The 24,634-nt window shown below is 37.0% G+C and carries 19 protein-coding genes and 1 pseudogene; 4 read left to right on the top strand and 16 right to left on the bottom strand.

The window, feature by feature from the left end:
• Nucleotides 1-40 precede the first annotated feature (40 nt).
• The 13 genes and pseudogenes from ACSLUF_RS18025 to ACSLUF_RS17965 form a co-directional block, all read right to left on the bottom strand.
• The gene (locus tag ACSLUF_RS18025; protein ID WP_435624055.1) at nucleotides 41-1,438 is read right to left on the bottom strand and encodes a cadherin repeat domain-containing protein; all 1,398 of its coding nucleotides are present in this window, start codon (nucleotides 1,436-1,438) and stop codon (nucleotides 41-43) included.
• Nucleotides 1,439-1,701: 263 nt separating this feature from the next.
• Entirely contained in the window at nucleotides 1,702-1,971 is a 270-nt protein-coding gene (locus ACSLUF_RS18020; RefSeq protein WP_435625852.1) for a hypothetical protein, read from the bottom strand.
• Between the two features lie 140 nt (nucleotides 1,972-2,111).
• A complete protein-coding gene (locus ACSLUF_RS18015; RefSeq protein ID WP_435624054.1) occupies nucleotides 2,112-3,008 on the bottom strand; it encodes a hypothetical protein in 897 nt (298 codons plus the stop codon).
• Nucleotides 3,009-3,017: 9 nt separating this feature from the next.
• Nucleotides 3,018-4,465, bottom strand: a pseudogene (locus ACSLUF_RS18010) (MBOAT family O-acyltransferase).
• 193 nt (nucleotides 4,466-4,658) lie between these two features.
• Nucleotides 4,659-5,849: an O-antigen ligase family protein gene (locus ACSLUF_RS18005; RefSeq protein WP_435624053.1), complete on the bottom strand. Its 1,191-nt coding sequence runs from the start codon at nucleotides 5,847-5,849 to the stop codon at nucleotides 4,659-4,661.
• Nucleotides 5,850-5,862: 13 nt separating this feature from the next.
• The gene (locus ACSLUF_RS18000) at nucleotides 5,863-6,819 is read right to left on the bottom strand and encodes an O-antigen ligase family protein (RefSeq protein ID WP_435624052.1); all 957 of its coding nucleotides are present in this window, start codon (nucleotides 6,817-6,819) and stop codon (nucleotides 5,863-5,865) included.
• A gap of 390 nt (nucleotides 6,820-7,209) precedes the next feature.
• A complete protein-coding gene (locus ACSLUF_RS17995; RefSeq protein ID WP_435624051.1) occupies nucleotides 7,210-8,229 on the bottom strand; it encodes a polysaccharide pyruvyl transferase family protein in 1,020 nt (339 codons plus the stop codon).
• On the bottom strand, nucleotides 8,226-9,683 hold the full coding sequence (locus ACSLUF_RS17990) for an alkaline phosphatase family protein (RefSeq protein WP_435624050.1): 1,458 nt from the start codon (nucleotides 9,681-9,683) through the stop codon (nucleotides 8,226-8,228). Before ACSLUF_RS17990 ends, ACSLUF_RS17995 begins: the two co-directional genes overlap by 4 nt.
• Nucleotides 9,684-9,765: 82 nt before the next feature.
• Nucleotides 9,766-11,076, bottom strand: coding sequence for a flippase (locus ACSLUF_RS17985; RefSeq protein ID WP_435624049.1), 1,311 nt, complete (start codon nucleotides 11,074-11,076; stop codon nucleotides 9,766-9,768).
• A gap of 118 nt (nucleotides 11,077-11,194) precedes the next feature.
• Nucleotides 11,195-12,133, bottom strand: a complete 939-nt coding sequence (locus ACSLUF_RS17980; RefSeq protein WP_435624048.1) for a hypothetical protein — start codon at nucleotides 12,131-12,133, stop codon at nucleotides 11,195-11,197.
• 46 nt (nucleotides 12,134-12,179) lie between these two features.
• On the bottom strand, nucleotides 12,180-13,865 hold the full coding sequence (locus ACSLUF_RS17975; protein ID WP_435624047.1) for a DUF6909 family protein: 1,686 nt from the start codon (nucleotides 13,863-13,865) through the stop codon (nucleotides 12,180-12,182).
• A gap of 56 nt (nucleotides 13,866-13,921) precedes the next feature.
• Nucleotides 13,922-15,418, bottom strand: coding sequence for a GH3 auxin-responsive promoter family protein (locus tag ACSLUF_RS17970; protein ID WP_435624046.1), 1,497 nt, complete (start codon nucleotides 15,416-15,418; stop codon nucleotides 13,922-13,924).
• A complete protein-coding gene (locus ACSLUF_RS17965) occupies nucleotides 15,419-16,288 on the bottom strand; it encodes a M23 family metallopeptidase (RefSeq protein WP_435624045.1) in 870 nt (289 codons plus the stop codon).
• 166 nt (nucleotides 16,289-16,454) lie between these two features.
• On the opposite strand from ACSLUF_RS17965, the gene tatA reads away from it, so the two are divergent.
• The 3 genes from tatA to ACSLUF_RS17950 all read left to right on the top strand — a co-directional run bounded on the left by tatA (nucleotide 16,455) and on the right by ACSLUF_RS17950 (nucleotide 19,356).
• Entirely contained in the window at nucleotides 16,455-16,649 is a 195-nt protein-coding gene (tatA, locus tag ACSLUF_RS17960) for a twin-arginine translocase TatA/TatE family subunit (RefSeq protein WP_106143854.1), read from the top strand.
• A 228-nt stretch (nucleotides 16,650-16,877) separates the two neighbouring features.
• Nucleotides 16,878-18,932, top strand: a complete 2,055-nt coding sequence (locus ACSLUF_RS17955) for an OmpA family protein (RefSeq protein ID WP_435624044.1) — start codon at nucleotides 16,878-16,880, stop codon at nucleotides 18,930-18,932.
• Nucleotides 18,933-19,185: 253 nt separating this feature from the next.
• Entirely contained in the window at nucleotides 19,186-19,356 is a 171-nt protein-coding gene (locus ACSLUF_RS17950; protein ID WP_435624043.1) for a DUF6747 family protein, read from the top strand.
• A gap of 90 nt (nucleotides 19,357-19,446) precedes the next feature.
• On the opposite strand, the gene ACSLUF_RS17945 is transcribed toward ACSLUF_RS17950, so the two are convergent.
• The 3 genes from ACSLUF_RS17945 to ACSLUF_RS17935 all read right to left on the bottom strand — a co-directional run bounded on the left by ACSLUF_RS17945 (nucleotide 19,447) and on the right by ACSLUF_RS17935 (nucleotide 23,359).
• On the bottom strand, nucleotides 19,447-20,442 hold the full coding sequence (locus tag ACSLUF_RS17945; RefSeq protein WP_435624042.1) for a DUF4837 family protein: 996 nt from the start codon (nucleotides 20,440-20,442) through the stop codon (nucleotides 19,447-19,449).
• Nucleotides 20,443-20,454: 12 nt separating this feature from the next.
• Nucleotides 20,455-22,050 (bottom strand): LysM peptidoglycan-binding domain-containing protein, encoded by a 1,596-nt coding sequence (locus ACSLUF_RS17940; protein WP_435624041.1) that lies wholly within the window; start codon nucleotides 22,048-22,050, stop codon nucleotides 20,455-20,457.
• A 118-nt stretch (nucleotides 22,051-22,168) separates the two neighbouring features.
• Nucleotides 22,169-23,359: a phosphoglycerate kinase gene (locus ACSLUF_RS17935; protein ID WP_435624040.1), complete on the bottom strand. Its 1,191-nt coding sequence runs from the start codon at nucleotides 23,357-23,359 to the stop codon at nucleotides 22,169-22,171.
• A 117-nt stretch (nucleotides 23,360-23,476) separates the two neighbouring features.
• On the opposite strand from ACSLUF_RS17935, the gene ACSLUF_RS17930 reads away from it, so the two are divergent.
• A complete protein-coding gene (locus ACSLUF_RS17930; protein ID WP_435624039.1) occupies nucleotides 23,477-24,628 on the top strand; it encodes an ATP-binding protein in 1,152 nt (383 codons plus the stop codon).
• Nucleotides 24,629-24,634 lie beyond the last annotated feature (6 nt).

The following is a 24,634-nucleotide window of genomic DNA, read 5'->3' as shown; positions in this document are numbered from 1 at the left end:
AAAATTGTTTTGCGCTGCCTTTTTATTCTTCCGTGCTTGCTCATTCTTCGCAAATACCCTCTTTTAATTCATCTACTGTTGGATTATATGCATTCTCCTCTATTCTATAATAGCGGTAAGGGAAATCTTCAAACAATTTGGTCAGCCCACATAAATCATTAAGCATTGGATTGTCATAAATAGAAAAATGATAATCTGCATATTCAGATCCAGGAGTAATGCCAACAATGGTTTCTAAATTACTTAAGCCATCTAAATTCTTAAGTTTTGAATTTCCCTCAATTACTATCGAACCTCCTACGCTTTTAAGATTGGTCAAAGCATCAAGGTTTTCAAAAACAGTGTCACCCATATACAATATGGCATCAATAGCAGTAACATTACCAAGCCCTTTTATATTTTGTAAATTTGCATTGCCTTCCAAAAGTAAAAAACCCAAGTTCTCTAGATTTGGCAAGGCATCAATATTTTCTAACACTGGATTATATGATAGCTCTAAGCCACCAAAGTGCGTCAATTTAGAAAAGCCATTGAGATTTGTTAGCTTTTCATTGCGGCTTAAATAAATTCCTTGGCTAACAAAGTTCAAATTTTCAAAAACATTTAAATCTGTTAAATCAGTGTCTTTGATATAAAGGTAAGACTTGATCCTAGCTAGTTGACTAAAAATGTCATAAATGGCTGGACCTTCAAGTGCTTGCAGAAACAAAGCACCATTAATTTCTGTAAATCTGGGAAAAAGACTGGAATCCGAAAGATTTGGTAGATCTAATAATCTTAAATCACCTCCAAGATAATTAAGATTTTTTAACCCGTTAATATTGATTAATTCGTTTCCGCTTATCGATAAATCACCCCCAATAATTTCAATTTTTTCTAGTGCATTAAGGTTCCTTATGAGGTCATTAGATATCAATAAATGCTTGCCTACGGTGTTGATGTTTCTTAGACCAGCAAGGTTGTTTAGTAGCTTATTACCACGACGTATGGACAAGTAAGCAGTAATCGAAGTAATACTATTTAGGGCATCCAAATTGGTCAGGTTAAATTCATAATCAGCAGAATCATCAATATGCAAATACCCATGTATTTCTTGAAAGTTATATTTGCCGAAGCTATCTACTTCTTCTTGCGATTTCAATCTAACATTACCGGTAAAGATTTCTATTTCAACATCGGTTAAGGTAATTGTTACCGTCACCTCTTTTGAAACCTCGGAATTTGCAAGTCTTACTGTTCCGTTAATTTTTGGGCTACTTTCAAAATCAAACAAAAGTGCATCCAAAACAGTTATCTCTCCGTTTTCAGGATTAATCGAAAAGGCCCCTTCCGGATTTTGGCTTACGATAGAATAGGTTAATGGATTACTATTGGTGGTTGCCGGAATTTGTCCTAATGTTTCATTGGCAGCAGGGTTTTCTTCAATAGTAATGTTCAAATCTGATGATGTTGCTACATCCTGTTCAATGTTATTTTCACTGCTACAGGAAAATGCGAAAATGAATCCAACTAGTGCAACAAACTTTAGGGGGCGTCTTAACACATACATGTTTGCAAATTTTTACCTTTTAGAAAACTTATTTCAATCAGCATTAATCAAATGGGTTTTGCAATAAAATATTGTATTAAAAATGGCAAATAGCATAATTCCAGTATTTCTGCTTAATATATTTTCGAACAAGAAGCATAAGAGCATGTATGTCAAAAATATGATATAGGGTTTATCTTTAATCGAAAAAGCCTTTCCATAGAAAAAAAATAACTCCCAATCATCAAAAATAAGCCAACCAGGCCAAAACTTAACCAGTAAAACAAATACTGGCTATGGGTATTGAAAATCCCTTCATTGAAAGCATTGGTGTCGTAATTGGTCTCATAGCATAAATCCAAGCTGTCCTGAACATCTCCTGGGCCTAATCCATACCACGGCATTTTCTGGCCAATTTCATAACAACACTTATATATACCCATTCTGGTATTAAAAGAATTAAAGTAATCCCCTTGCGGATAGATATGTTTTGTATTTACAAATTCCATCATTCTGCTTTTCGCTGGGGAATACAAAAAGCCCATAAGTTCAAAATTTGATAAGTTCTATTAAAATCTTACTTCTATTTTGTAATATCTTGAATATCATCACAAAATACCGCGTTAAAAACTCTCTTTCCTGCTTCATTAAGATGGTCAGGGTCTAAAAAGTATTCTGATTTAGTACTAAATCTACGGTCGTGGCTATAATCCAAATATGTAATGTCAAATTTAGAACTGAATTTTTTCATGATATCAAAATAATTTTTGTCCAACCACTCTACTCCCATATTTTCATTATACGCATAATGGTATGGCGTTGTCACTAAAACTGGAAAATTACCATCTGCAAGTATCTTGGATATCAAACTATCCAAATACTTCAAATTTTTGTCCGGAGAAGAATATGTTCCTAGTCTTTTGTGGTGGTTTGCACGTTTACTTGCATTGCTCTCTATATTGTTCTTAACAGGAGAGCTGGTCATTAGCGAAAGTCTCCTCATCGCTGATAAAGTTAATTTCCCGAAGTTCTCTTGAATTCTTAAAAGAATTAGGTTCTTATCTTTTTCCCTTGAGTATGAGAAGATTTGTTTTTCAGGCAGATAGCTATAAAAATCATTTACAAAAGAATCGTCTGGTAAACGATCTGTCCTGTTCTCATCTAACCCAAAAGAATGATAGGATACAGGAATTACTACAATTGCATTATTTTCTAGATAATCACCCTCTTTTAGAAATATATAATTTTGAAGGTCATAATATAAGGTATTACCTTCCCTGTTGACACTTTGGCCAATCAAACTGCAGTCAGAATACTCAAAATCATCACCATGGGATGTTCCCAGATTGACTATCTCGAGTTTATCATTTATCCTATTTATTTTTTTTAGAATGAATGGGCGGTTTATTTTATATAGCGCCATTCCTGTAAGACCAATAAGGATGGTAGCGGCAATGCATTCAAGTACAAATTTCTTCATTCTTAAGAATCAAAATTGAAAATATATAAATTCTTGCTCTCCCGTATTCATAAACAGCATAATAATAAGAAGTAAAAAATATGTTGCAGAATACTTAAAAAAGATGGGTTTTGAGTCAATTACTTGAAAGGCATACTCTCTCTCTCTTCCAATCCATTCCATTATCATGAAGCTCACCATAAGAGCAATTGTAACCCATGCTTTGTCAATTCCGTTAAAATTAGGAGGCTCCAGTGGAGAGTTGCGAAAAACTCCAAAAATATATTCAAATGCATGACCAATATTTTCAGCTCTAAAAAAAATCCAAGCAAAAACAGTCAAACTGAAGGTGCCTAATATGGAAAACAATTCTTTTAATGAGGGAAAGTATTTTCCTTCCGCTACCGTTGTAAGATTTTTTCTGTTTTTCTTAGCTAGCAAAAGCGGTAAAAAGTATATCGCATTTAACACACCCCATACAATAAAAGTCCAATTGGCTCCATGCCAGAAACCACTTACAACAAATATTATAAATGTATTTCTTACTTTCATTGAAACGCCACCCCGACTTCCTCCTAATGGAATGTAAAGATAATCTCGGAACCAAGTTGAAAGTGAGATATGCCACCTTCTCCAAAACTCAGCGATATCTCTCGAAAAATAAGGAAAAGCAAAATTTCTTTCCAAGTTAAAGCCAAACAGTCGCGCAGTTCCGATAGCAATGTCTGAATAGCCGGAAAAGTCACCATAAATTTGAAAAGTAAAAAACAGCGCGCCCAAAACAAGTGAACTGCTATTCATCTCTGCGGAATTATTGAAGATTATGTTTGCAAACTCAGCGCAATTGTCAGCAATCACTATCTTTTTAAAAAAGCCCCACAAAATCTGTCTCATACCACAACTTGCCTTTGAATAATCAAAAGTTCTTTTTCTATAAAATTGGGGTAGCAAATTAGTTGCTCTCTCAATTGGACCCGCGACCAATTGAGGAAAGAAGCTTACAAAAGCTGAAAACGCAATAAAGTCCTTGGTTGGGTTTAACTTCCTTTTATAGACATCTATAGTATAACTTAAGGTTTGGAAGGTATAGAAACTAATTCCCACGGGAAGAATGATATTTAGGGAACCCGCATTTATTTCCTTTCCTAAGAATGAAAAAGCGGTTACGAAGTTGTCTAAAAAAAGTTGTAGTACTTGAAGAAGCCTAAAAATCCTAAGTTGACAAAGATGCTAGTCCATAAAAGGAATTTTCGGTGAATTTGCCTAGTTTCATTTTCAAGTTTTAATCCAACGAGGTAATCAACGACCGTACTGAAAATAATCAGCGAGAGAAATCTCCAATCCCACCACCCATAAAAAACATAACTCGACACTACAATAAGTGTATTCTGTAGTTTCAAGTTTTTGTTGGTAAAGCCCCAATAAAGAATAAAGACTATTGGCAAAAAAAACGCAAAGTCAATTGAGTTAAAAAGCATTCCTATTACCGTTTTAGTAAGTGATTAATGTAGCGTGCACGTATCAAGTCTTTTTTTTGTGTATTGACATGCCGACTGATGAAACAGTTTTTACTTGGGTTTTTGAGAATATTGGTTTTCATTCTGCAAATAAAGTTGATGTTTTATTGGTTTTCATTTATAGTTTTGCTTTTCTTTCTTTAACAAACTAAGGTCATTTATTAAACTTCTTTTGATACAAGATCGTATTGAAGATGCTGAATAGCATGATTCCAGTATTTCTACTTAAAATATTTTCAAAAAAAAAGCAAAAGAACAGATAAACCAGAAATATGACATAAGCTCTATCCATTGATAAAAAAGCCTGTTTAAAGAATAGAACATAGGTTCCAATTATCAATAACAGTCCTAAGAATCCGAAACTCAACCAATAAAATAAATATTGATTGTGGGTGTTGAAAATCCCTTTTCCATACGCATTGGTATCGTAATTTTTATCGTAACAACTATCCAAGTTATATTGCACATCACCTGGGCCTAAACCATACCAAGGCGTCTTCTTGCCAATTTCAAAACTACACTTGTAGATTCCCATCCTGGTGTTAAAGGAATTGAAGTAATCACCTTGGGGAAGGAGGTGTTTTGTATTAACAAGTTCTGATACTCTTTCTTTCAGTGGGGAGTATAACCCGCCAATTACTATTATTAAAAGAACCGTAACTATAGAGACAATTTTTGTCTTTAGACTTTTGTTCAATAATAGAATTATTGAACAAGACGCAACCAACAAGGCAACAATTGGGCCTCTACTACCCGTAACAAACAATACTATAAGGAAAAGTGAGGCAATAGTAAGATTTATCCATAGGTGTTTAAAGCGGTAATAATAAAGAAATAATAAGGCCGAACCAATCAATAAGGATAGATATATAGGGTGTTCCCCGACAATGGGAATCCCTTCAACCAAATCTCGGAAATAATTTCCAAAATTATCTCTATGGACTTTTAGCTCTGGATTTTTGACTAGCCTACTTACTGTTGCATAAACTAATACCACTAGTGCGAGCAACGCATTACTTAGTATATACAAGCTTATAAACTTATCTGCCGATTTTCTGTGAAAGGGCTTGAAATAAAGAACTACAAATGGAATTATAAAAATAGGTAGTGATCTTTCAACAAAGGATAATCCTATTTTGAGATTGGTTGTCCAAAGTAACGAGATTAAACTTAAAAAAAAGGGCAATGATAGTATCGCAAAACCAAAACCATTCTTTCTAATCTCTTTTAGCTTTGCCTCTAGATTTCCAATATTCCCATGATAGCTGCCAACAATGAATAGCAAAATTGATAGATTTATCAGTTTGAAATCGAAAATTGGGAAAAATGCCAATATATAAATCAAATTTTTCCTGTCCTTATACACTTTGTAAAATTTTATCCTTTTTGTCCTTAAAATGAAGTGCATAGGGCACTGCCAAATATACCCAAATGAACAGCATTATAAATGATGGGAATGCAATGAATGAAACGTACATTGCCACTAAACCTGCAGTAATTATTAAGTTCTTATTCTTATAAGAAATATATAAAGTATTAATCAAAAACATTATAAAAAAAAGAAAGCCCAACACCCCGTATTCCGACCAAACCTCGAGATAAATGTTGTTGGGTATAGCTCTTTTTCCTTGTCTTTCAAAAAAGGTTATAGAATATTCACTTTGGTTTTCCACAATCTCATCAATATTATTGTAGTGGTCATAATGCAATCCATAGTTGTAAGGACCAACTCCAAATATGGGATTATCGATACCTGCTTTAAAGGCAATGTTTGCCGTTAAATAGCGATCTACTTTGGAAAAATTTGAAGTTGTTAGCACACTTACAGGAGTAAACAGTTTTTGTTCAATATACTTAGTATAAAATTCGCTTTTGAAGAAGAAGAATAATCCAACAATTAATACTGGCAGAACAATAACTAATTTCTTAAGATTACGAACACTAAACAAAATCCGTTTAAAATAAATCATCAAAAACAAGGTTGCGCTTATCAGGCTAACTGTGGAAAAAGTCGAAAGTATTGTTATCATCAAAAACCAAGCGATACGGTTTCTTTTTAGATGAAACGCAATTGCAGCCGATAAAATCAGATAAAGCCCAAAAAAATTCCCTTCTCTAAAAGTTCCTGCCCTAACAATGCCCATTATGGTTTGCGGATTTTCCGCCATTCCGAACAATTTTAAATACGGAATTCCCAAAGCAGATGAGAAAAACAAATACCAAGCATACACCGAGGCCAATATTGCTCCATATATCCAATACTTGAATACTTCTTTCCTCTTTAAAAGGAAAAATACAGAGATTAAAAAAGCCAAAATATTTACATATATATAAATTAATCTCAACAAGCTATCTGCTTGTCTTCCAATTCTAAAATCTATCTCTTTAGGCAAATATGGATAAGACCAAAACAGATGTATTAAAAATGATATGGTTGCTAATATCAAAAAGGCAATTAACACTTTTGCCTTCCATATAGTCCTTAGATATTTCCTGTCGAACTTCTGTATTACAAAAATAAAGACAAGAAATACCAATAGTATTTCAGATATTTTGAGAGGAAAAAATAGATTGAAAGTCAATGCCTGCGTAAATGGGAGAAAAAAAAGGAACAGGCCGAATAAAAAGCTTATTTTGACTTTCAAACCATCATAATTTTTAGTTCGCCAAGCAAGTCTTCACTTGGTTATAACCTTATTTTCATTTTAAGTTTTTGCCAAAGCGGATTCAATAAAACTATGCCCCATATTTGAATATTCTTCAATCTTCCCTTCCAAATTGGCATAGTCAATAGAGTTATAGTTGGCTGTCCCATTATAAATTCTATCATGAACCTCCAACACATCAAGTAGGTACGAGAATTTTTGTAATCTATAGGGGTCCATAAACACCGTGAAATCTCTGCGCATCAATATGGAAAAAATAGTGCCATGGAACATACTTGTAAAAATATGTTTTGCATTCTTAAAGAATCCCAGCCACTCAAAGGGATCTATCCCAAGGTAATTCTCATCACACCAATCATAATGGAAGCCAACAGAAATAAGTTTCATTTTTTTCTCTTTGGAATACCTTTTCATTTCCTCAATATGGTCTGGTTTAAGCACATAAGCATAGACCAAAATATAATCTTCATTCAGATGCGGATCTACGGACCACTGAGAATGATCTACCAAAAATGTGGGATCAGGAACAATTGGTGGCTTTGACCCTGTTAAGCTGCTAACTATGTTCCGAGAGTTAATATCCCGAACAGAAATGGCCTCAAAATCCAACACATATTGCTTGACCATAGCCAATTTTTCATCCTCAAGTTTGGTTGAGCCAAAACTTGGAGCATACGAAATTTTTCTGGTTTTTTCCAGTCCCTTGCCAAAGTAACTCAAATCGTATCCAAAACCCAGGTTGTTTATATTCCAGATTTCGTCACTTCCAAAAAAAACAACATCATATCGGCCTTCCAATTTTGACAAATCCGAAGTGAACTTGGTCAAGTTAAAAAGCTTATGGGTACGGTTAAATTTTCTAACCTTTTTTATATTACTTAGAATCTTACCATCCATTCTAAGAGCGTAAGCTTTCTCTTTAAAAGCAAACCAAGGCTCTTTGTAATTGATAACTTCAACATGATGACCTAAAGCCTTAAGCTTTTCTTGCGTGGAAAACGCCTGCAAAAAGGCCCCATAATTAATCCCGTCGTGAAATGTGAGAATTCCTATTTTCATTTGAAAAACCTTTCCGCAATTTTATAAATAAGAGTAAGGTTTTTTTCATCATCTTGGCTGGTTAGCCCCGACAATGACTTGGAGAAGAAAAAAAGAGCATTTGGTTTTTTACTTCCGGTCCAATTATCATGTTTTACCTCCCGCAGGTTAATAGGTTTATCAAACCATTCGTTTTTCGTGAGAAATTTGGATGTGGTTGTAGTCATGGATTTTAAATTCAATGGTTTTGATATAAGTATGTCAGGAATTAGGTGTTTGTAAGTATCCTTTTGATATTGTTCATCAGAAGGAAATGCTCTTAGATGATGTTCCTTAGCCTCTTCCGAATCATTGATTGCTTTACAAATTTCTATAACTTTACTTACAACATCCTTATCCTTCACAGGACCGTTAAACCGGCTTTCGTCGTTAACAAATATTCCCGCGACATCCCCTTCGCTTCTGCAGAAGGCCTGGGTCTTTTCAGGCTCAAACCACAATCCTTTTTTTACGTTAACTTCAATTAACTTATTTTTTTTCAGTTTCTTTCTTAAATTAAAAGGAACGAGATGCTTATATTTTTGAATCAAACTTTTACCTAAGGGTGTCGCTTTTTTAGATTGAAAACCGAGTTTTTGGAGCAAAAAATTAAAATTTACCCTACTGTCAAACACGGTAATTCCATGATCAGAAATTAGCACAAAATCGTTTATTTTAATCTGATTGAAGAGTTTCTCTATGTTTTTATCCAAAGAAGAGAAAAACCTTTTTAACTGTCTCGAAAAGGACGCGTCCAAAGGAGGTCTGCCATCAATCACTCTTTGTATTTCGCTCATAGATAAATAGGCAACAGTTGCTACTGCACGATATGCTAAAAACCCAAACTGAACCGGTCTTTGTGAATATATATCTATATATGACTGTGTTCTCCTATCCATCATTTCAATCAATCTATCAAAAAAAGCCTCGATTTCGAAAATCTTTTTGTCAAAAAGCAAAGAAGGAACTCTTTCGTCCACTACATACCTGTTTTCCATCAAAACATCGACAATTTCATTTGGATAAAACATTGTTCCGTCATTATACGTGCTATCCAGGGATTTTCCGCCTCCCCCTCCACCAACAAAAAATCCATCAACTTTTGGAACAGGGAATGTTGTAGGAACACCCATAAACCCAACGGAAACATTCCTTTTGTTAAGTGTCTCCCACAATAGACTCGATGATTTGTCAATTATATTGAGATTAAAAGACAACGAGGTATCATATGTATTATTCAATAAAGGAAATTCGTAAAATCCTTTAGTTCTAGAGGCCGGCAGACCAGTGTATGCTTCCACCCAGCCTCTACTAATTAAATCTTCACTTATATCCTCCTTCTCCAATGAATCCATCAGTTTATGAGTAAATGGCATGTCAAAAGCCCGTAGCATTTCCTCTGAAGCGGCATCAATTCCTAAAACAAATAATTTCATAATTCTTTATTACTAGTGTTTTTAAACCTGCTTGTGCAAACATATCGATTTTGATATTATTAATATATCAGACATTCTTTATTTAGAAGGGCGTAGGAAGTATTCCCACCTTCTTTTTTGCATACATCACTTTTAAAAAATTCTCAATGATAACGGTACTGGAAGTAGCTACTGCTGCCCCAACAATTCCATGCTTTTGAATTAAGAGAATGTTTAATACAATATTCATAGTTACGGATAGTAACGAAATATTCCTGTGTAATTTCTCATGACCACACATTATCAAAAGCATCCCTGAACATCCAGTAGATACATTGAAGAATTGACCAACACATAAGACAATTAAAGGGATATAAGACCCTATAAATTCCTCACCCCATAAGGACAAAATATTACGTCCTAAAATCAAAAACAAGAACAAAAAGAAGGATGCCACCAAAATAACGCCCAAGGTAGTTTGTCTCACCATTTTTTGCATCCCACTTAGATTACGTTCAGAGTACATATGTGCTAATTTGGGTGATATGGCTGTATTGGATACCATCAACATAAAGCTGGTAAGCAAAGCAATGCGGGAGGCAACGCTGTACAATCCAACTTCATCAGTTGTTCTATAAATACCTAACATGATGGTATCAGTATTTGCTGCCAATACACTGGTTGAAGAGACCAGCAGCAATGGCAAAGCCATATCCAGCATTGGTTTTAGGTTAACTTTCCCCTTAAAAGGGTATTTGAATATTGTTTTCCAATAAAAAAATGCAATGGCAAAAACCAGAACTCGCGCAGAAACATACAGAATAGCCACATAAATAACTGTAATTCTAATTTTAGCCAAATAGGAAAAGAAGAGAGCAAATAATACCAATAAAGAACTTAACACCTGTTCAAGGATATTACTCTGCCATACCTTGCCCATCCCATTCGCCGCAGCTGCATAAACCCTAGTTAAGGTCTGAGGGACTAAAACCAATAAAAAGATTAACAGGGGTGTTTTAAGCGAAGGATTACTAAATACGTTATCTGTAAAATAATATGCCAACACCATGCCTAGCACAGTAACTAAAAGTGCCATACTTCCATTAAACCGAAAAGCAGTTTTAATTGTATTCTTTATTAAGGACTTATTTCCTTTTCCATGACCTATAGCTATATTCTTTACCAAGACATGTTGCATTCCGAACATGGTCAAGACCAATAAAACCAGAATTATCTGGTTAGATAAATTTATCGTTCCAAGCCCACTTGCTCCTATAGTCCTTCCTAAAAAAATACTAGTCGTAAAAGCTGCAATCATGCCGATAGCCTTTACAATTGCGGATGAAGAAGATTTTTTAAGTACTTCTAAGGAGTGTTTATCTATCTCTCTTATTCTTTTAAGAAGGTTTATCATTTTAGTTGGGCTTGAAACTAGAAATAAAAACCGCAGTTTTTTCAGTAGTCTTTTCGTATTCTAGATTCTTAAAATTACCAAGGAGAAATACTACCTTCAAAGTCTTTTGCAATTTTGACTATAAACCTAATTTGATTGCCTTTGCATTGACCATTTTGATAAAATCAAATAGAATAAAAGCACCTAGAAAAATCAATGGTATTAGAACCAATCTCTTTCCAAAAAATGATTTTATTATCCTTTGTGGCTTACCGAAATTAAGAACGTTAACGGCCTTTTGCTGTTCTTCCAATTCGACTTTTTTCCTTTCTGTATTTTGGATAAGATTATTCTTTAATTGTAGCAAACCTGTAAGGTCAATAGGTTTTTCATTGTCCAACTGTATCCTATTATCTAGTTTTTCAATATTATCAGAGTTCAAACTCTCAGTATAACTTTTAATCAAGAAATCAACTTGTTGGATTAGCGCCTCGTTTTGTTTTATCCGTGTTCTAGCATTTTCATTGCTAATAGCAATAATTCTTTGAAAAAAATCAGAGGAATTTATATATGTCATTGCGCTTTCTGCAAAAACTTTTCCCTCGCTGATCTCTTTAAATTCAAAAATTATTCTATGATTCAAAGCGCTATTTTTGAGAAGCTCCATCCGAACTATGTCTGAAAAACCAGGGATGTCTTTGAATTTCTCTAAAAGTTCCATATCACCTTTTCTATCATTATCAACCTCAATAGGTTCAACGGAAATTTTAAATTGTTTCACGTCTCTAACTGGAATTCCTATAGATTCCATGAATGCGATATCTTCTGATTTTAAGTTGTTTTGTATTTCTTCCACTACATCGTACAAATAATTCTCGCTATTTAGATTAGGTTTTACAATGACTTCGATTTTCCTTTTCTCTTCAGTAATTTGATTGAGTCCATAGCCTACTCCTAAGCCCAATAGAATAAGACCACCAAAAATAAATGCCCTTTTTTTAAGATAAATAAATACTTTCAAAAAGGCTAATCCCAATTTATTGAACGCCTTGCTTATCATTTGAAACAACTGTCCCAAATCAATTTCATCAGAGGTGCTATTGTTTTTTGGTTGTTCTGCCATATTACGAAGCGAATATTTGTTTTATAATTCTATCTGTAATCAAATATGTCGGTTTTACTCCTGTTGTACCCAGGCCGCCAGAAGCTAAAGTGCTTCCTGTTTCCAGAGGATTGTCTGAAGCGTAATACGCATATCTTATTTTTACATCCTTTTTAATGCTCTTTCTTATTTTGGAAGCCGATTGAACTGCCTTTTGGTAGTGAACCCCCTCCATTTCCAGTCCAATTACGTTCCATGTGGATTCGTGGAAAAATTTGAGGATGTCTTTGTTTTGAAGCGATGTACCTAATACTGTAACCATGGTTCCTTCCAATACCTTCAATCCATGTCCTTCAAAATCTGCAGAGCACAATTCATTTTTAAAAGGATAATTGTCCGCAGTTCCTTCAAAAATATGCGCTGAGGGTATCATTAAATCACCTTTTCCTCCTTCCAAAATGCCTGCTTTTCCCATGACAGAAATTGATTCAACATTCAAGAATTTCTTATCCCCATTAATTTCTAGTGGTTTCAGCAATTCGTCAATGGTTTCATAGGCTTGCTCCCCAAACGCGTAATCCATGACAAAGATAACGGGTTTTTCATCCTCTTGAATCCCTTCAGGAAAATCATAGCAACAAGCACCTTTCCCAAATTTTGCAGAGTCAAAAATTTGGGTGTCAATATTTGCTCCGGAGTCATCGTCCAAAAACAGCATGCCGTTTTTTTCCGCCAAATCTTTTACTTTCTTCTGGAACTCCCGATTCTCTGAAGAACTCAATGCCTCATATATATCCAAGGATTTGGAATTTGGAAACTCCTTGGAAAGCGCATTTCTTGCAAACAACGAATTCATGACACTGTGCATATTGGCACTGATAATATGAATGGGTCGGTTTAAAAGTCCTTCATTGTTCAGAGCATTTTTTATCGTTTCCGCCCATCGCTCTCCATGAATGTGATGGCCTAATCGCTCCCGAAGTAGCGGACTAAAGGTTATAGTTCTTTTATCCCCTGTGGTCTCTTCTTCTATGGCCAATTTCCCGAGCCAATACACTACATTAAGAAACCTATCTTTTTTGTCTTTGGTTTCCAGTTTTTGATGAATCTCTACAACCTCTTCGTATGTTCTACCTAAAATGTTAGCGGTATGGATAAAGGCTACCTCCCTTTCCGATTCCTCCTTTTCTTCCCTTTCCACGAATTCAACCAATTTTTCCCAATCCCGAATAGTGGCTTTGCCATCATCAACTAAAACACGTTCAGAAATTTTATTGGATTCTACAAAGAGAAAGGTGAGGTGTGTCAAAATATCATAAATATCACTTCGCCCCCGAGTAATTTCAATATTCATTTGCTCTTCGTCTATCCGATAGCAATTTCTTCTCCGCTTAGGGGGAATTATGGCCTTAAGATGCGATTTGGAAAAGCCCTCATCTGATGTGAGATTTATAAATCGACATTCTTCAATTCCGTTGGGCAGGCGTTCCAAGACGTAGATGAGCCCATTAAGTTCGGCTTTCTCTTCGGCAACACTTCCATAAATTTCAGGTCGCAAAACCAGAAGTGCATTGCGAAGTGCATTGCCCGATACCCCAGATGGTTTATAAAAACCTCGATTTAGTAAGTGGCGCATGGTAATATAGAGCCTTTCTATGGCATTAGTGGATTCTTGCGCCCGGGTTGTTTGTTTTACTCGTGTAGCCATTTTAACTTCTGGCAAAAATACACGAATTCCGAAGAAACGGATACCTTTATTTCGCTCTAAATTTTAAAAGGTTGTAATCCTTCTGCAACCTTTCGGTCATTGGCTAAACGCTGTACTTTGTTTTGTCCTCCCAACTTGCCTATGGTTTTCATATATTCCTGAAATCCACCTGACTTTATTTGGGTAATCTTTAAAGGCTGTAGAATCTTTCCATCAATCAAATCAAAGTAGTAGCTGTTTTGTTTCTGCATGCTCTCCTCGATATCTGCTACGAACTGTTTCAGATTTGAGGGTTTGTTTTCAAACTCTATCAACCATTCGTGATACGGTAGCTGTCCTTCCTCGGGAGACGTTTGGGGTGCAACGGAAAATTCATTTACCACGGCATCTGAATTTGCAACTGCCAGTTTTAGAGCCTCCTCTACTTCTTTGGCAATAACGTGTTCCCCAAAAGCTGAAATAAAGTGTTTAATTCTCCCTGATACCACAACCTTAAAAGGTTCTTTCGAAACAAACCGAACGGTATCCCCAATGTTATATGCCCATAAACCAGCGTTTGTTGAGATTATCATCGCATAGTCCACTCCCAGCTCCACTTCAGCAATGGTTAAACGCTGTCTATGCTCTGAAAAAAACTCATCCGCCCTGATGAACTCATAAAATATCCCCGCATCTAGCAAAAGAAGCATGCCAGAATCTTTTTGGGAATTTTGGTATGCAAAAAAACCCTCACTGGCAGGAAACAGCTCAATGCTATCCACCCTTCTACCAATCAATTTCTCAAACTTTGCCCTGTAAGGTTCATAGTTTACCCCACCGTAAATGAACAATTGGAAGTTTTGGAACAGATCACCAACCTTCTTTCCCGTTTTATCCTGAAGTTTCTCGAAGTACATCTGCACCCAAGAAGGAATCCCAGCAATCACTGTCATGTTTTGGGATTCTGTTTCCTCAATCACCTTATCCACTTTGGTCTCCCAATCTTCAATACAGTTGGTTTCCCAGCTGGGCAATCGGTTTCTTTGAAGATATCCCGGAACATAATGGGCAGAGATGCCAGACAATCTCCCAAATTTAATGCCTCCTTTTTCCTCCAATATTGGACTGCCCTGAAGGAAAATCATTTTCCCGTCAACAAACTTGGTGTTCCCGGTTTCATCGATATAGTTCAAAATCGCATTCCTAGAAGCATTGACTTGGTTTTTGATGGATTCCTTGGTAATTGGTATATACTTTGCCCCTGAGGTAGTCCCAGACGTTTTTGCAAAGTACTTGGGCTTTCCAGGCCAAAGAACATCGTTTCCTCCAGAAATGATTTGTTCCACATAGGGTTTTAGCTCTTCATAATCCCTTATAGGGACATTCCTAGTGAAATCTTGATGGTTCTTGATATTTTGAAAACTGTGGTCTTTTCCAAATTGGGTATGCTGGGCTTTCTCAATAAGGTTCTTGAAAACCTTGGTTTGCGTATTTATTGGATCATTTGCCCATTTACTCGTTTTTCTCGCAACAGAGCGAGCAAACCATTTGGCAGCAATAGCTTTTAAGGACATTTACTTAAAGTCGATGTAGTTTAAGGGGTTAATTGGTTTGCCATTTTTCCAAAGTTCAAAATGAAGATGGGGTCCGGTGGTCAATTCTCCAGTATTACCAACCTCCGCAATTACTTCTCCCGCCCGAACCAAATCCCCTTGAGATTTGCTTAAGGAGCCATTATGCTTGTACACTGAGGTTAAATCATCTTGGTGCTTAACAATAATGACGTACCCTGTTTGCGAGGTCCATTCGGCAAACAATACTGTTCCATTGGCACAAGATTTGACTGGTGTTCCTCTAGGGGCGACAATATCTACCGCATAATGCTTAAGACGTGTGTCAAAACCTTGGGAAAGCGTACCATTTAAAGGAGCAAATAAAAGCACTTCTACATTTTCAACGCTTCTCTCGAAGAGATTGTACTTATCCTCCAGTTCGACTTCTTCCCTCAACAAGAGATCTTCCCTTATCGGAGTAAGATCTACAGTGGATGGGTCTAGTTTAAATCTTTCGAACAAGGAATCCCTATTGGCCTCGTTGTTTTCGATATCACCTCGCAATACCATACGAACATTGTTAAGATACCGATTGGTATAGTCCAAAACCGTAACCAATGAATCCGTTTTATATGTGAGCTCGGTAGCTTGCCTTTTCAATCGTGTAGAAGAATATCCGGGAATATACTCCCTAAGCGGTGTAAACGCAATTATAAGCGTGGTTAAACCAATGAGCACAATTATGAACAGCGTACCGGTAACAAAGACATTCATCCTGTTCAGCTTAAAAGAAATCTTTTCCTCAAAAGTGTTTTCGTTAAGAATGACCAGACGATACTTATGCAGCAGTTTGCGCTTGAGTTCTTTGCGCTTTCTTTTCTTCTTTGCCATAATGACAAAGATAGCTTTAGATTTTAATTAAGATGTTAAGCTTTTTAAAATGGTAGCGTAAGAATCATGGCCTAACACAATCTGCTACGTCAATTTTCGTTAATAGAAGTAAAGATGTGCCATTCTTTTAGTATTTTTACATTGTTTTAAGTTAGAACTTTACATCATGATTTCTCTAAATATATTTCTTGGAATGCTAGGTCCCTGGCAAATTGTTTTAATTGTAGTAGTAGTTCTACTTCTTTTCGGGGGCAAGAAAATTCCTGAGTTGATGCGTGGTCTTGGTAGTGGAATCAAAGAATTCAAGGATGCTTCCAAAGAAGATGAGAAGTTGGATGGCCCAAAGGAATCCGATTCGTAGCCTGTTTTCCAACCTGCACTTCTTGTCTTAAGCCCTCGTAAACGTTGGTTTCATCGATAAACAACTACATTTTTTGGGCTTACATGCCTAAAAAAATACCTTTCACAACAAAAAGTTATTTTACCAGAAGGGGTATCCTACTTTAGCAATTAATAGTAAAACTAGGTTCAAGTCCTCTTGTTTTCTACCAATTAGACCTAACCATACCTAGTTTCCGAAAGAACAATAATGAGAAAGCTGTTTTTGGTTTTTGCCGTCGCTTTCATTTCTGGGCTTAACGCCCAGCAAATTTCCTCTGCTCAATTTGAAGAGGTTCAGGAAAACCCCGATAGTGAGGTTTCTTCTGAGACATCCAATACAGATGAAGATTTTGGGCTCCGAAAGAAGGAAAAGAAAGTGGGGAAAGCTGCAAAAGGTGGAATCGCAGATAGACTTATAAAAAAGGCCAACGGATACTTCAACAAAATGTGGTATGCCGAAGCTGCTCGCGTATATGACATCGTGCTCGAGGAAAGCGACCAAGAACATACCTTTGAACTCCTTTCCAAAGCTGCGGATGCCCACTACTACAGCGGCAACATGGACAAATCCTATAAATGGTACCATGAGCTGTATCAAAATCACAAAAAAACCATTACTGAAGAGAACTTCTTCAAATACAGTCATAGTTTAAAAGCTACTGGTCGCTATAAGCGAGCAGCAAGACTGACCCGTTTGTTTCGTCAAAAAAGGGAAAAATCCTTAAAAATAGAATCGCGGCAGGAAGAGCTATGGGACAATTCGGCCTATGTTGAGCTCAAGAATATGGCCATTAACTCCAAATATTCCGATTTTTCCCCAATGTTTCATGGGGATGGAAAGGTGGTATATGCCTCTGCAATGGACTCTTCTTTCCTTACTACCCGAAGATATCGCTGGAACAATCAACCGTTTTTGGATCTATATGTAGCTAGTGAGAATCCATCCAAGGAAGATTTAATTCCAACCCGTAAGCTTTCCAAAAAAATCAATACAAAGTACCACGAAGCTTCGGTTGCCTTTTCTCCCGATCAAAAAACAATCTATTTCACAAGAAACAACTATGGAAAGAAAAAGAAATTAAGAAGAGGTAAAAAAGGGGTAAATCATTTAAAAATCTATAAGTCGCAGTTTGTTGATGGAGAATGGACCAAAGCTACCGAACTCCCATTCAATAGCGAAAACTATTCCAATGGGCATCCTTCCATAAGTCCAGATGGCAAAAAAATGTATTTTGTTTCTGATCGTCCAGGAGGGTTTGGGCTTACCGACATTTATTCAGTGGATATTCTGGAAAACGGAAAGTTCTCGGAACCCAAAAATCTTGGTAAATCAGTAAATACCCCTTACAAGGAGATGTTTCCTTACATCACTGAAAAAAGCATTTATTTTTCTTCGGACAGGACGATGGGAACGGGGGGCTTGGACGTATACAAGTCTGATTATTCAGGAGAGCTGTTTAATGTTGCTATAAATATGGGCAAGCCCATTAATAGTAATAGGGATGATTTTTCATACATCATAGATGAGCAAAACCAGAAGGGGTATTTTGCGTCCAATCGAAAAGGGGGTAAAGGTGATGATGATATTTACTCTTTCAAAAACATTATGAATCTTAATGCCATAGCTGGTGAGGTAAAAAATCTGGATAATGAGGAACTTCTATCCAATGTGGCGGTTGCGCTGTTCAATGAGGAAGGAGAAAAACTCATGGAGACCACTACCGATAGTTTAGGCAATTTTGTTTTTGAAGATTTGCTTCCATCTAAAAAATATCAGCTAGTTTCTTTAAAAGACGGGTTTGTGGAGGAAAAAACTCCAGTCACCACCCGAAAAAACGAGCGTATTTCTGTTACACAGTCCATAACCCCAATTAAAGAATTGGTGGTTCGAGAAAATGACGTGCTCAAGGTAAAAACAGAAAACATTTACTTTGACTTCGACAGATTCAATATAAAAGCTCAGGCCGCCAAAGAGCTGGATAAACTGGTCGATGTCATGAAATCCAATCCAGAAATGGTTATTCGTATTGAATCCCATACCGATTCTCGAGGTAGCAGAGCATATAATAAGTATTTGTCCAATAAGAGGGCAAAGTCTTCAAGGGACTATATTATTTCAAAAGGTATAGATGCTTCCAGAATAGAAAGTGCCATTGGATATGGTGAAGAACGGTTGCTAAATAATTGTGGCGACGGTCAACGCTGCGGCAGGGAGCAACACAACCTTAACAGAAGGTCAGAGTTCATTATCGTGAACATGTAAGCTTTCCGATTATTACTTTTTCTTATTCATTTACAGTACTTCCATTGCCGATGATGCAGTTCATCGATATTTTTCCTCGTTAAGGCTTTCAACGGTTTTTGCAGTTCATCGGTAAAAGAACAACCCTTATGGGAAGTTAAAACCGCACTGTCATTTTCATCATTCTTTTTTTGCACTTCATCCTTCACTTTGTTCAAGTCTTGGCGGAAAACCCAAAATTTGTCTTGTCTTTAAATCTTAAAACATATTACTTATGAAAAAACTATTACTTGTAAAGGAAATTTATTTAGAGGGATTTAGAAACCTCGGCCACATCCTATTGGAAAAATATTTTAAAGTGTTTTCGTGGTTTTGTTTTATAATGTTCTTTATTGTGCTTTACGCGTTCGTGTTCCGAATAGCCACGGGATTCGCTTTTGACTAAAAAAACTCTTAAGCATTTAAAGAACGAAAAAGCCCGGCAGGTAGAACACGCTGGGCTTTTTTGATTTCTAACAAAATGGTACGTGCAGCGCTAGGAACCTGTTTTCGCATCGAATTTAACAGTCCTTAGTATGGCTTCTAGCTCGAACATATAATCTCGTTTCTCAGCTGATGGCGCAAAGGTAAAGCCCTCCAAAACCAGCTTCCTTTGATTCTCCTCATCGTTAATGATATAGGTCAAGAATGGACCTGCCATTGGATATCCGCTAATCTCCCAAATTCCTCTTGCCTCAGCAGCCTTTTTTCCTCCAATTTCTGCAGGAAGCACGTAAGGGGCAAATGCTTTTTCCGTTATCATGAAAGTGTTTTCATAAGGGCCAGGGACATGCATTTTTCCAATTGAATCTCTCATACTTATAATATCCCTCACGAAAGTGGAATCCGTGGAAAAGCTTTCTTTCGGCATTTCATAGGCAATAATATTCATAGTTCCTTTCGGAATTTGAATATCCATCCATACAAAGTTCTTTTCCCGTTTTCCCAGCTTATATAGTGAAGGAACATGTAATGAGATGCCCAGTTCCTCTTGCAAAGCGGTCTCTTTGCTTAATGAACGGGTAAACCGTTTTTGAGCTTCATTGATTTCGACCTCTTTAAAGGCAGATATAGCTTGTCCGGATATTTCGTCAATATTAGCCGCTAAGTCGTTATAAGTTTCTCCTTTGATCACTGCTATTTTTTGTGGTTCGGCATATACATTATTCTTGATGTGTGCCAAGGATACAGTGTCCTGTTCAACAAAAAGGACAGATCTAGAATGGGTAACAGCCCCCTTGAATACCTGTGGAGGAATTTGTGTGATACTGAAAATAGGCTCTGCTTGGGGTAATCCTAGAACCTGTGCTGCAAAATGTTCCCTGATTTTATCTCCGACGGCTCCCTTCCAAAGTTCCGTATCCATCACAACCATTAAAGAGTTTATTCCCCCTGTTGATGATGGTAAAAATCGCTTATTGGAGCCTGAGTTCTTACATGCCGAAAAGGTCATCATTAAGATGACCAGAAATAGTGTTCCAGATTTTTTCATATAGTTCTAAATTTACGAAGAACACTCGCACAATTTGAGTTTTGTGCCAGGTTTTAAATTATTCCCACTAATACCGTTCCATTCTTTCAAGTTTTCAACAGAAATTCCAGGATATTTTCTGGAAATGGTCCAAAGCGAATCGCCACTTTGCACTACATGTACCTTTCCTGCCTTAGCGGCGGCTTCAGTTGATACTTTAGGTTTTGTGGTTTTTGTGGTAGTATTGGCATAGTAGGGTTTTCTTGGAAATATAGTAAGGCGTTGTCCTATTCTTAGGTTATTGCTTCGCAATCCATTCCACCGTTTTATTTGACTTACGCCAACTCCATATCGTTCTGCTATTTTACCCAAATAATCCCCACTTCGCACCTTGTAACGTATCTGGTTTTTTGTTTCCACCAATTGTGGAAGCGGTTTTTCCAGCGAATCCAATTCCTTTTTAGCATACGCATAAATAGCCTCCTCGTTGTTCACAAACTTGCCAATTTTGGAAACGGGCAAACGAAGCACATATTTTTTTCCTTTGATTTTCGGGATAATATTCAGCTTATACGCCGGATTTAGCATTTCCAATTCTTCCTTGCTGATGTCTACCAGTTTTGAAATCTGGTCAAAAGTGATGGTGTTTTTTACAATTATCGTATCCGTTTCAAAATACGGACGGTCTACATTTACCTTTTTAAGTCCATGCTCATCTGCATATTCAAAAATGTACATGGTAGCCAAGAAGGCTGGAACATATCCTGCTGTTTCACGTGGAAGGTTTCTTCTGATGTTCCAATAATTTTTGTACCCCCCAGATCTTCGAATGGCTTTGTTCACATTTCCAGGACCCGAATTGTATGCCGCCAGTGCCAAATCCCAATCATTAAAAATATCGTGAAGTTTCGACAGATACTTTGTAGCTGCTTTAGTGGCCAGAATTGGATCGTTCCTTTCGTCCACGTAGCTGCTCACATTTAGTCCGTAAATGCGACCTGTGCTATACATGAATTGCCAAAGCCCTTTAGCTCCAACCCTCGACCTAGCTCTAGGGTTCAAGGCAGATTCCACTATGGCTAAATATTTCATTTCCAAAGGAACATCCTGATTGTCCAACTCTTGCTCAAAAAGTGGGAAATAGAATTGGCTTGCCGTCAACATGCGCTCCATTAAATCGCGCTTCCGAACCAAGAAGGACTTAATTACGCTTTCCAAGGAAGGGTTATATGCAATGTTAAATGGTGTTTTTTCATTGAGCTTGGCCAGTCTTGCTTTCAAAGTATCCGTAGGAAGGTCAATGTCTAAAGTTTCGTTTTCGTCTAGATTCTGCACCTCAGCATACATTGCAGTAAACCAATCTGCACTTTTTGAAAGTTCTTTCATCCACAGGCTGTCACTCTTGCGTGTTTCTTCCAAATCTTTTAATTGAAACTTTCCATCAGTCCCTTTTGAAAGAATTCCATTCATTTGTGAAGAGATGGAAGGATTATCCAAAGACGTGGAATCAAGAGGACTTTGAAGAGTTGTGCTGGCGGATATACGGGTGCTATCCGCTTCTTGGGCAGGTAAAGAAAGCCAAGAAAACAGAAAAACAAGCGGCAATATTGTTTTACCTCTTAAACACATTTTTGGACTGGGTTTGGTTCGGAACAAACGAAAATGGCTTTTTTTTCTGAAAAAGTAAAACTTTCGCTCTAAAACAAACGTTAAACCTTAAATACTCAGTCCTTTAAGAACGAATGGTTTAGTCCAATATTGCGGCTATTCCTGGCAAAGTTCTTCCTTCCAAACTTTCCAGCATGGCACCTCCACCCGTTGAAACATAACTCACCTTATCTTGGAATCCGAATTGCTTTACTGCTGCCACGGAATCTCCACCACCCACTAGGGAAAATGCTCCATTTTGTGTTGCTTCATCAATGAAGTCTCCAACGGAAATAGTCCCTTTTGAAAAGTTCTCCATTTCAAATACACCCACTGGACCATTCCATAAAATAGTCTTGGATTGAAGTATTACCTCTTTAAAGTTTTCCAAGGTTTGCGGCCCGGCATCAAGTCCTTGCCAACCCTCAGGAATTTCATCTACACTTAAAAACTGGGTGTTGGCATCATTGTCAAAATCGTCTGCAGCTAAAACATCTACGGGTAAATGTACCTTTACTCCTTTGGCTTCAGCTTGTTTTAAAATATTTAATGCCAAGTCCATTTTGTCATCTTCGCAGATGGAATCCCCAATGCTTCCGCCTTGTGCTTTTACGAACGTATACGTCATTCCACCGCCAACAATCAAATGGTCAACCTTGTCGAGAATGTTTTCAATAATTGTGATTTTGGAAGATACTTTTGCGCCACCCAGAATGGCCGTAATGGGCTTTTCTCCAGTTTGCATCACTTTCTCAATCGCCTTGATTTCCTTTGTCAACAAATATCCAAAACACTTATTGTCTGGAAAAAATTTAGCAACGATAGTTGTTGAAGCGTGGGCTCTGTGAGCAGTACCAAAGGCATCGTTGACGTAAATGTCTCCTAATTTGGATAACTGTTCGGCAAATGCTTCGTCACCACCTTCTTCTTCTGAGTGGAATCTTAAATTTTCGAGTAGAAGAATTTCTCCATCTTCAAGCGAGGCTGAAGCTTGTTCAACACTTTCCCCAACACAGTTCTCAACAAACTTTACTTGAACCCCAATAATTTCAGAAACCTTATCACAAATATGGGAAAGTGACATATCCGCATTTACTTTCCCTTTAGGTCTCCCTAAATGACTCATTAAAATTGCACTACCTCCGTCTTCCAGTACTTTAAGGATGGTTGGTTTTGCTGCCTCAATCCGACTGGTGTCGGTTACATTAAATTCAGCATCTAGAGGAACATTGAAGTCCACCCGTATCAGTGCTTTCTTGTTTTCGAAGTTGAAATTATCTATGGTTCTCATATGCTATGGTTTACGAAGAATCAAAAGTAAAGATTTCCCATTATCCCAAAGCGTTATAAGACCATAATTTTAAACCCATACCCAAGGAATAAAGACTTAAAAAATTATATTTGGCACATGCTGTTCAAAGACATCCTGGGCCTTGATTATATTAAGCGCCATTTGACCACCACAGTGGATCATGGGCGGGTTGCCCATGCACAGCTCTTTATTGGTCCTGAAGGCAGTGGAACATTACCTATCGCCATTGCCTATGCACAGTATTTATTGTGTACCAATACAGATGGTGAAAATGAAAATGGGAATACAGCATGTAATCTAAAATGTAAAAGTCTTTCGCATCCAGATTTGCACTTTGCATTTCCTGTCTCCAATTCTGACAAAGTAAAGTCTCATGCCGTCAGTGATTTGTTCATTGAGGAATGGAGGCAATTTGTAAAGGAGCAGCCCTATGGAAACCTTTTTGATTGGTACCGGCTTGTTGGCATTGAAAAAAAACAAGGCCAAATTGGGGTTGATGAGGCACAGGATATCGTTAAAAAACTATCCTTAAAATCCTACGAAGGAGGATATAAGGTCATGCTTATTTGGATGGCCGAAAAGATGAATACTGCGGCAGCAAACAAGTTGCTTAAACTAATAGAGGAACCTCCTGAAAAAACGGTGCTTATTCTTATTGCTGAAGAGGAAGAACAAATCATAAACACAATTCTTTCACGTTGCCAAGTGCTGCATTTCCCTCCTTTGGCCGAAAGTGTTATTGCCCAAGCACTTGAAAAAAACGGCGTAGAAAGGTCCGAAGCTTTATCTATTGCACAAGAAGCCAATGGGAATTACAACAAGGCCTTGGATTTGCTAAATAAGGATTCAGAGGATTTGGTTTTTGAACAATGGTTTGTCCAATGGGTGAGGAGTGCATTTAAAGCCAAAGGCAACAAAGGTGCGGTCCATGAACTTGTTCTTTGGAGCGATGAGCTTTCTAAAACAGGTAGGGAGGTGCAGAAACAATTTCTAAACTACTGCATTACAGTAATGCGCCAAGCGTTGCTTCTTAATTACAATACGAGTTCTCTGGTGTATCTGAAAATGCATAAGGTAAACTTTGACCTAAAAAAATTTGCCCCTTTTGTTCATGAAAACAATATCTTGGAAATTGTTGAAGAAATCGAAAAAGCCATTTATCATGTGGAAAGGAACGGTAATGCCAAGGTCATTTTCACCGACCTATCCATTAAACTAACCCGTCTGCTACATGTAAAAGCAGCTTAATCAAAC

The organism is Flagellimonas sp. (assembly GCF_965601775.1).
In the GTDB taxonomy this organism is placed as follows: Bacteria; Bacteroidota; Bacteroidia; order Flavobacteriales; family Flavobacteriaceae; genus Flagellimonas.
This window is presented reverse-complemented; position numbering and strand designations above follow the sequence as displayed.